Below are 9,359 nucleotides of genomic sequence, written 5' to 3' on the forward strand. Positions count from 1 at the left end.
TCAGCCATCGCACAGGCGGCTACCGTCATCTTTTTGGCTATGAATTCTGACCCTAATGGCCAGTCTTAATCAACCCAGGTACTTATCCAAACCTTGATTTGTGTCCATAAGATCGCGTGGAAACTCAAGGGCATATCACGGGCGCTATTTGATCGGATTCATCGAAGGCTGCGGAGAGAAATCGCGATGGTTGGAAACACAATCTTCGTGCAGCCATTCAAATCGGTAGGTGGGTATGTTGGCGGGTAGCTGGTAAAAACCGCCAATTTTTCCAATGGATTCAAAGTGTCGGGCGACACATAGTTCTGCCACTCACGCTTCACTAAGCTATTGATTTCGCTTTAGCTACCATTTCAACAGAGCACACGTTTTTCCATTTGCGTCTCAAAGGTCTTCCATCATGTCCGCTGAACTCCACGAGAGTCTCTATTCGCCTAACGTGCGGAATATATCGAGAGAAAACCCAAAGCAAAAGTCGCTTTCAGAAAGCGATGCCATTCTTTTTGAACTTTAAGAATGGTCTTTTATCGACTGCCTCCGCCACTACTGCAGTTGTAAAATGTCCGGAACGCAAAGCTGTCTTCTTGCCGGCATTTTGTCCGCACCATCCGATCGTTTCAGCCGCTTCGGACCGTCTTTGACCTTGATCTTCGGCTTTGCTAGTGGACCCTTCAAGGTCACGGGCCAAGGGCTCTTCGAAAGAGGTTCGCCAATCTTGCGGGGCTGCAGATTTAGGTCCAAAACCTTGCCCTCCACATTAACACCGCCAAAGACGACGACTTGGACATGATCTGTCTCCAATGTGGTTTGTTTCGTCGAAATACTTCCATTTGAAATACTAATCGGCGCGCGCAAACATACAATTGGAGCAACCTTCTGTTTCTTTTTGGTAAACACCCAAGGTAGCACCCCCAATCCTGCCAGATCTAAAAGCTGGGTCTCGATCGAGCCGTCACGCATAGAAACTGTGGCATTGCCGCTCATGCTATTGGCAAAATGCTTGACTGAATCGGTTCCGCCGGTCACCGAAAAATCTGCATAGATTGTACCGCTTGCGCCCTTTTTGAAGTTCAAGCTGTGAAGAATTTCATCCAGTTGCCAGCCACCTGCCTTGCCGGTCAACGTGAGCAGATGTGTGTCGTTCGATAGATCTATTTGCCCACTGACGTCGAAATGAGCGCCTCCGTATTCAAACTTCAGTGGTCCTGCCTTAAGCGCGTTTTTGTTGAGCGTCACTTCGCTCTGCAGACTGCTGATGCCCTTGGCACCTTCGATGTGCCGAAGGTCAACGTCGACATCCATATCCATGCCGGACAAGAGAATTGAGCGCCCGATAGGTTTAAGCGTTACATCTCTTAACGCGCCTTGGTTGCCCTCGTCTTCTTTCTTAGGTTCTTTCTCTTCCGGATTTGGGCCGCCTAATTTCCGCAACTGTGCGGCAGCCTGAATGATAGTTCGGATCTGATCTATCATTATCAGGTCACTCTCAATGGAACCCTGCAGCACCGGGTCGCTTGTTGCATCATCAAGATCGGCCATAATCTGCAAGATAGAGTCGGCGACCTCAACATTGGCACTCGCGTTCCAATCAGTGCCTTCGCTAACAAGATTGATTTCAAGGCGAGCCTGCCCGGTTTCCACACGTTCAAGCGATAGTGCCTGCAAAAGATCCGCTCCGGATGGAACAGCGACATCAATTGCCAAATCCAGGTCCTCGAATTTGAGTACATTCTCGACAGTGCCATGCACCTCAAGGTTCCATACGTCTGTATCGCGTGTCTTCCCATCCAAATTCGTCAGCGAAAGCTGATTGATGTCGCCGTTCAAATGGAAGTCACCGGAAAACCTGCCAAGCTGGTCGTCTGGTCCCAACAATTCTGGCGAGATCAAACTGCTTGCCGGTATATCCACTAGGCCTTCTGCTGATATGCCTTGCAACTGAAGCGCGTCATCGACCGAACCGTTCAAAATGATAAACGGATCGGCTGGGTTCCCAATTCTAAGGTTGATGTTTCCGACTGTTAAAGCGCCTTCTGGTGTTCTGGAAAGCTCGGAGAACTTAATCGGGGGCGGGCCTTCGCCGGACGTGTCCAACGTGAAACCGTTGGTCTTAATGACCATTTGTCGCTGCGGCACCTGCCCAGGCACGCTGTCGATAACCATGTCGACTGCGATAAGTTTAAGATCATACCGCGAGGCGGCTGGGGCTGGTTCCGCATCTTCTGGGTACAACCTAATTCGGGTTGTTAGGGATACGTCTTCTGGGTTTCCCAACTCTCCGATTTGTCCCGTCAGCGAAAGGCTTTGCCCACCATCCAATTCAGTCAATACAGCCAGGTCATCAATCCGGGCTACGCCGTCGACTGATTTGAATGCTGCACCAATACTCCCTGAACCCTCCAGAACGCGATTGAGTTTCAGGATATCAAGAAGCTGACCAAGTTCGGCAACCTCTATGGTCGTATTCACTTGTAGCCCGTTCTCTTGAGGGACTTCCTCGGCGGCAATCGCAATCTGATCGAAGTTCACCGCGACCTGAAACGAGTCGTCCGCAGGAATGCTCGCGTTCAGAGTAAACTTCTCTCCGTTTAGTGCACCAGCCCCAACCGCGGTCACAACGTCGGTTTCCGTATCACGCTTTAAATTCAGTTCAGGAAGCTGCAGATCCAGATCAAGCCCGTTTAGATCGTTCTGGTAAAGAACGGTGACATCGGTCAGGTCAATTTTGTGGTCCGTTAGAATTCCAGCCACAGACAGGTTTGCAGGTTTGGCCGGATCCACGGCTCTAGCGCCCGTTTGGGAAGCGGACTGCCAGTTTCCGACACCGTCTTTGTCCGTGATCAAGTTGAGGTGAACACCCGAGAGAGAAAGCTCACTCAGCGACAATTTTCTGTTCCAAAGGTCGCGGGCAGAAATTTTGAACTCAAGTTTGTCGATTGCTGCCAGATTCGCTTCGGCTCTGATCGCGCCGGGTAGTACCAATCCCGCTGCTGATACATGCAGTTGCCGACCAAGGCCTAGACGCACTTCATCATCGATTAACACGTCCTGACCAAGTTTCTTCGAGATCAGGTTTTCAACAAAAGTGGCTCTGACAGAAGAAAACAACGCAGAGGACAGGAAAAGCCATGCCACAACAACCGCGACGAACGCGACAGCGCAACAAACCATGACACCTTTTGTGATGAACCGCACGCTTTTCTCCTAAGGTTCTGATTCCTTTTTTGGGCAGACTAGACCATTAAAGCATCATGTTAATGGAATATGTGGCTTCTCATTTTGCTGAACCCTAAATGACCTTGACCATTTAGCCGACTGCTCTTGCGGAATTGGTCGGGCGGCTAAGAAACGGTTAAAGGACTAAATTTAGGATGTGCTGCTGACCCAGTTTCAAAATAGCTGGCTTGAAACGCGTTTAACGATTCGTAAACGGGCACATTGCATTAGCTTTGATTACTGCGACCCGACGCCCAACCAAACTAGTGGCGGCTAAAATACTTCAATTCCCTCATCCATCTAATTACTGTTATATGTGAATTATTCAAACGATGGGGACACAATGAATTCGCTAACTAGAATCACACGTGGGATTGGTGTTGCTTTCAAGGATGGTAGAGTGAAAGGCCTTCTTGCCTTTACAGTCGGAATGATTTTATGGGCCTCGGCCTTCTACCACTTTGTCGAAGGTTGGAGTTGGCTCGACTCAATCTACTTTTCTGTCGTGACCATTTCGACCGTAGGGTTTGGTGACTTCTCACCCGAAACCGCGGCAGGGAAGATCTTTACGATGGTATACATCATTGTAGGTCTCGGTGTCTTCGTGACTGCAGCAACCACAGTGGCGGATACAATCTTGTCCCAAGACGACAAAAAAGCGGACAAGTAGATTATCCCAATTTGGCCAACCCGAACTCATGCCCAGGCATTGATTTGACTGGGCATCTCAAGCCGTGGCCCGGATTAATTTGTGTCTTCAAGCTGATAGATGACCACTAAATTCTAAAAAAATATACATATTAGGTTTTTTGAGTGTAACATTCAAAAAAAGTTCACGGAGGGATGGAATGGAAAAGACTCAGGACGCGAAGATTGTCGATCTAGCGATACGATTGCTATTTCTTGGACTATTCCTCTACAGCGCCCTGGTTATGGTGGCCCCGCTTGCGAGCGTGGTTATCTGGGCAACGATCCTCTGTGTGGCGCTTTACCCGGCATTTGATTGGCTCCAGTCCAAGCTGGGAGGGCGGAAAAAACTTGCCACAACGATCTTGGTTTTGTTGGGCCTTGTTCTGACCCTCGGGCCAGTCGCAACTGCGGTGTCCGGGGCTGCTGAACTAGGGTCCGAGTTTGCGGAACAAGCAGACAAGGGTGAGTTGAAAATCCCCCCTGCCCCTGAGGGGATCAAGGAACTACCACTGATCGGAAGCAAGATTGCCGATGTCTGGAGTATGTTTGAACGGAATCTGGACGGTGCGCTTGCAAAATACGGCGCGCAAATCCTTGAAATCACCAAATCGCTCTTCGGAAAGGTGTTGGGCATTGGTATCGGGCTTCTTGGCTTAGCTCTGTCCGTGTTGATTATGGGGGCATTGTTCAGCCCCGGGCCAAATTTGGTCCAGGGTCTTCAGCGCTTTGCCAACCGTGTCTTTGCGCCGCGCGGCGGTGAATTCGTGACACTGGCAGGCGCAACGATCCGAAACGTTACAAAAGGCGTGATTGGCGTAGCAGCCATTCAGGCAGTTTTCGTTTGGATACTGTTGGCATTGTTTGGGATTTCTTCGGCCGCCACGCTGGCATTTATCTGCCTCATACTCTCAATTATCCAAATCGGGCCCGGACTGGTTCTGATACCAGTTATTATCTACGCGTGGAGTTCTATGTCCGGTGGAACTGCTTTGATCTTCACCATATTGGCCGTTCCCGTCATGATAATGGACAGTTTCCTAAGACCCGTGTTCATCTCAAAAGGCCTTGAGACTCCCATGCTGGTCATCCTCATCGGTGTTCTCGGAGGTATGATGGCGTACGGGTTGATCGGCGTTTTTATGGGGCCGGTACTCTTTGCTGTCTTCTATGAGCTGTTCAAGGTTTGGATTGATACCTCACCTGAAGCCGAGGGCACTGTCGAAGGTGCGACGAAATGAGGAAAACGATATGGACAACCCTGGCTGTCATTCTGATTTTCCTTGTCTGGTATCTGGTCGCTGATCGAAAAACACCATTTACTGGGAACGCCAGAGTAAAAGCTGTAGCCACCCAAATCGTGCCTCAGGTGACCGGAACGGTAACGGAAGTCTTGGTAGAAAACGGCCAAATCGTTTCGGCAGGTGATGTTCTGGTTCGAATAGATTCCAGACCCTACGAAATCGAGCGTTCAAAGGCGGAAGCTGATCTTGAAGCGGCAACCCAAGAGGTGGGTGCGTCTTCGGCAGAGGTAAGTGCGGCACAAGCCAAACTCGCAAGGGCGCAGAGCGATCTGGATACGATGCGCATTCAGACGGAACGTGTATTTGCGCTCGAAAAGAAAGGGTTGATTGCCGTCTCAAAAGCCGATGATGCACGAGGACAACTGGCAGAATCCGAGGCAAACTTTGAGAACGCAAAAGCTGATCTGGAAAAAGCAAAGCAAAGGCTTGGTGACGATGGGATTGAAAACCCGAAAATCCAGCGCGCACTGGCGGCCTTGGCGGATGCGGAACTGAACCTTGAATGGACCGAACTGCGTGCTCCTGCGACAGGTGTCATTTCTAATCTGCTGATTGCCCCCGGAACGTATGCGCGATCCGGCCAGGATCTTTTGACGTTTCTGGATGCAACCGACGTCTGGATCGAGGCGTATTTTACCGAGAACAATCTGGGAAGAGCTTCAATAGGGTCTCCGGTTGATGTGGTGTTGGATATGCATCCAGGCAAGATTGTTCCGGGCGTCATTGAGAGCTTTAGTGCTGCTGTTTCTTTGAGTGGCAGTGATGAGCCAGGGCAATTGGCGAGCCCGCCAAGCACCAAGGGATTTTTGCGGGAGCCCGAAAGGTTTCCGGTCAGGATTGTTTTACCCGGCTATGAAGCTGGAAGTGCCGAAGACGATCTTCGCTTTCAACTGAACGGGCAGGCCGATGTAATCATGTATCTAAGCGACAACTCGTTGCTGAACCTCGTAGGCCGCGCCTACATCCGCGTGGTTTCAATCTTCTCCTATGCATACTGAGAACCAACGCTCTGTCACCCGGCTTGCGCTGGGTGTTACCGGTGTATTTGCATTGGGCCTGTTTCTCGGGTGGCCACTCGCCATCATTGGAGCGGTTTTCACTGCCCTTTTTCTTCAAGCGCCTGCCGCATTGCCTTTGGCGGCGTTTGGCAAGCTGTTTGTCTTCTCGATTGGATTGATGTTCACTTCATTCCTGCTTTCCTCAATCTTCTCACCATATCCTGTTGTGTTCCTGATCCTAGTGGCGATTGGAATAATCCTGTCTTTCATATGGTCCGTTTCCGGTGCCGGAGTATTGCCCGGTGTCATCGCCCTCATGGGAGCGTTGATGATCCCGAACTTGGTTTTGCAATCACAGGATCTGGCCTTGGTGCTCGTGTATTGGATACCACTGAATCTGCTGTTTGCAGGCTTTGTATCGACGCTGATGTTCGTGTTGATACCCGCTGCACCTCAAACGGCACCTCAAAAGAAAGCTGCAACATCGCCGGACTTCGACTCACATCGCCGAATAGTCAGGATGTCTCTGGTCACAGTGCCCTTTGCTATGGCGTTCTTTATTTCCGGCGCTTCTGCTTTGTTGGTCCTGTTTTTTGTCGCCCTGCTGAGCCAGCAACTTGCGGCAATGCCTGCTGCAGGCAAAACAGTTGCAAAAGCTATGCTGACGGCAAATCTACTTGGGGCCGCAGTATCCATCATTTGTTATGAAATAAACGTAATAGCTCCGGTTATTCTCACCCCCGTTTTGCTGTGTTTTTTCTTTTGCCTAACACTCGGAGCACTTGGAAAGTCAAAAGTCCCGCTCGCCGCCGCCGCCGGTTCCGCTATTACGACAGCTCTGATAGTATATGGCGGTTCGGTTGCACCATTTTCAGACGAAGCTGACGTCAAGAGCATCACTCGCGTATTGCAAGTTGCCAGCGCCGCTTTTTTTGTAATCATCGCATATGTTGTGGTAGATGAGTTTTGGCCGGAGAAAGAGCGCCAGGCGACTCAATGAAGTTAGTTGCGACAAAACTTGGCGCTGAAACCAGCAGAGTTCCCAGTTTGACCAATTTTCGCAACCACCGCACGAGTTGCAGCGCCATAACAAACCGCAAACATCGCAGTAGTGGTTTATTGTGAAGCGATCTCTGGTTGAGTGCCCGACCTGTTCTCACGTACCTTCGACAATGGCATTTCAAGCCTTGGCAAATTCCTTAACGATGTACCGCAGCAAGTTATTACCCTCGTCAATGAGATCGTGGCGATCTTCTTTCTTTGTCACCACAGCTGCCCATGCCATTTGATCTTTGACCCAGCCCCTTGATCCGGGCCGTTTGGATGTAGAATCCGTTCCTGTTTTTTTCTCGTGACTAGGTTGCGGTCAAGGCCTGCTGAGCGGAGCCTTTGCGTAGCTCAAGCGAAGCAGACCGGGCGGCACGGTTGAGATTGGCGTAAACGGCCGGTGCCAGTCCGCCAAGCGATGTGTGTGGTCTCTGAGTGTTGTAGTCGATCCTCCAGGTTTCAATGATCTTTCGGGCTTCTGCGAGATTGCCGAAGATATGTTCGTTCAGGCATTCGTCACGCAGTCGACCATTGAAGCTCTCCACGAATGCGTTCTGCATGGGCTTGCCTGGTGCGATGTAGTGCCAGCCAACGCCAGCGTCTTGGCACCATCGAAGAACGGCATGAGATGTCATTTCCGTTCCATTATCGCTGACAATCATGTCCGGCTGGCCACGCCTGCGGATCAGATCATCCAGTTCACGGGTCATCCGCGCGCCTGACAACGAACGATCCACGACAGTTGCCAGTGCCTCTCGGGTGCAGTCATCCATGATGCACAACACACGGAACCGCCGACCATCCTCAAAGGCGTCGGACACAAATTCCAACGACCACCGCTGGTTGGCCCGATCCGGCACAAGAATAGGCCTTCGCGTGCCCAAAGCTCGTTTGCGCGACCGACGACGGCGCACAGCCAATCCTTCCTCACGGTAGAGACGAAACAGCTTCTTGTGGTTCACTTCAAAGCCCTCTCTGGCCAATAGGATGCCCAAACGCCGGTAGCCGAACCGACGACGTTCGTTCGCCAGTTCGCGCAAGCGCTTGCGCAGGGCCGCGTCATCCTCGTCCTGTTTCTGATACTGGAAAACAGACCTGTGCAGGTCGGCCAGTTCACACGCCCGACGCTCAGACAAATCGTGTCGATCCATCACGTCTGACACGGCCCGTCTTTTGACATCGGGCGTCAGTAGTTTTTTGTCGCGAGATCCTTCAATGCCGCATTGTCGAGCATCGCATCTGCCAGCATGCGCTTCAGGCGGTTGTTCTCATCCTCCAGTGCACGCAGCTTCTTGGCATCCGAAACGTTCATCCCGCCGAACTTGGCCTTGTATTTGTAGAACGTTGCATCGCTGATCCCGTACTTTCGGCACAACTCCTGTGCTTTAACTCCAGCCTCGTATTCCTTGATCATTCCAATGATCTGTTCGTCCGAAAATCTGCGTTTCATAGTCCATCCTTTGCTTGGACGGATTACTAACACCTCAGTGGCCTGATTTCAGGTGGTTGGGTCATGAGGCAAGTGTGGTGAACAGCTGTCCAGCAGTGACCGAGGATATTCGTTAGTTTTGGCAAAATTCAAACTAACCAGTTCAGCCAAAGAAAACTCGGCAAATCGTCGTTACGCGCACGCACCTCAAGTGAGCATACCCAAGGTCATGAAAAATGCGACTAGGCCCAACCACCTCTGCCCAATCCGATTCCGGCATCAGCCATCACCGACTGGCACATAGCGAACCAACAAAAAACGAAGCGTCTATCACCAATGGAACGACTATGGCTGCCAAATGGCAAAACTATGTGTCGTCCCACAAGGAATGTCGGGCGACACATAGTTTTGCCATTCATCGACATCTAAGCCTTTGATTTTAAATTTCCCTAGAATAGCACGAGGCACGAGTCTTGCCATTTGCGACTCAAAGGTTTTCCATCAAGCTCAAGCCATCGCATAGCGGCAATTGCCCTTCTGTTAAACAGTTACAGGCAAAAGCCGTATGCACAGGCGGATCGCACACTCCAAATTGCTTTAGGTGGCAACGTGCGAAACATCCCTGTCCGGCGAGTATATGTCCAAGATGTTCCAATGTCCGGTCGTTGGTGTTGGGTT

The 9,359-nt window shown here is 50.9% G+C and carries 7 protein-coding genes; 4 read left to right on the top strand and 3 right to left on the bottom strand.

Translation table 11 applies throughout. From position 1 onward, the window contains the following. Positions 1-543: 543 nt before the first annotated feature. Positions 544-3,195: an AsmA family protein gene (locus I9184_RS21190; RefSeq protein WP_209835615.1), complete on the bottom strand. Its 2,652-nt coding sequence runs from the start codon at positions 3,193-3,195 to the stop codon at positions 544-546. A 421-nt stretch (positions 3,196-3,616) separates the two neighbouring features. Between I9184_RS21190 and I9184_RS20755 the strand changes: the two genes are divergently transcribed. The 4 genes from I9184_RS20755 to I9184_RS20770 all read left to right on the top strand — a co-directional run bounded on the left by I9184_RS20755 (position 3,617) and on the right by I9184_RS20770 (position 7,205). Further along, positions 3,617-3,886, top strand: coding sequence for a potassium channel family protein (locus I9184_RS20755; RefSeq protein WP_348539562.1), 270 nt, complete (start codon positions 3,617-3,619; stop codon positions 3,884-3,886). A 178-nt stretch (positions 3,887-4,064) separates the two neighbouring features. Then, positions 4,065-5,144 (top strand): AI-2E family transporter, encoded by a 1,080-nt coding sequence (locus tag I9184_RS20760; protein WP_171634622.1) that lies wholly within the window; start codon positions 4,065-4,067, stop codon positions 5,142-5,144. Beyond that, on the top strand, positions 5,141-6,205 hold the full coding sequence (locus tag I9184_RS20765) for an HlyD family secretion protein (protein ID WP_210092780.1): 1,065 nt from the start codon (positions 5,141-5,143) through the stop codon (positions 6,203-6,205). The genes I9184_RS20760 and I9184_RS20765 overlap by 4 nt, the downstream gene beginning before the upstream one ends. Beyond that, positions 6,195-7,205: a DUF2955 domain-containing protein gene (locus I9184_RS20770; RefSeq protein ID WP_171725207.1), complete on the top strand. Its 1,011-nt coding sequence runs from the start codon at positions 6,195-6,197 to the stop codon at positions 7,203-7,205. The genes I9184_RS20765 and I9184_RS20770 overlap by 11 nt, the downstream gene beginning before the upstream one ends. 355 nt (positions 7,206-7,560) lie before the next feature. Here the strand turns inward: I9184_RS20770 and I9184_RS20775 are convergent. Together I9184_RS20775 and I9184_RS20780 are read right to left on the bottom strand one after the other, a co-directional pair. Further along, positions 7,561-8,702 (bottom strand): IS3 family transposase gene (locus I9184_RS20775; RefSeq protein WP_209835617.1). Its coding sequence is split into 2 segments (ribosomal slippage): positions 7,561-8,456 and positions 8,456-8,702, totalling 1,143 coding nucleotides; the frame shifts between segments, so codons are not numbered across the junction. Positions 8,703-9,168: 466 nt separating this feature from the next. Continuing rightward, on the bottom strand, positions 9,169-9,359 hold a 191-nt coding region (locus I9184_RS20780; RefSeq protein ID WP_209835618.1), incomplete at its 5' end, for a hypothetical protein.

Source organism: Ruegeria sp. HKCCE3926, from assembly GCF_017872515.1.
Lineage (GTDB): Bacteria > Pseudomonadota > Alphaproteobacteria > Rhodobacterales > Rhodobacteraceae > Ruegeria.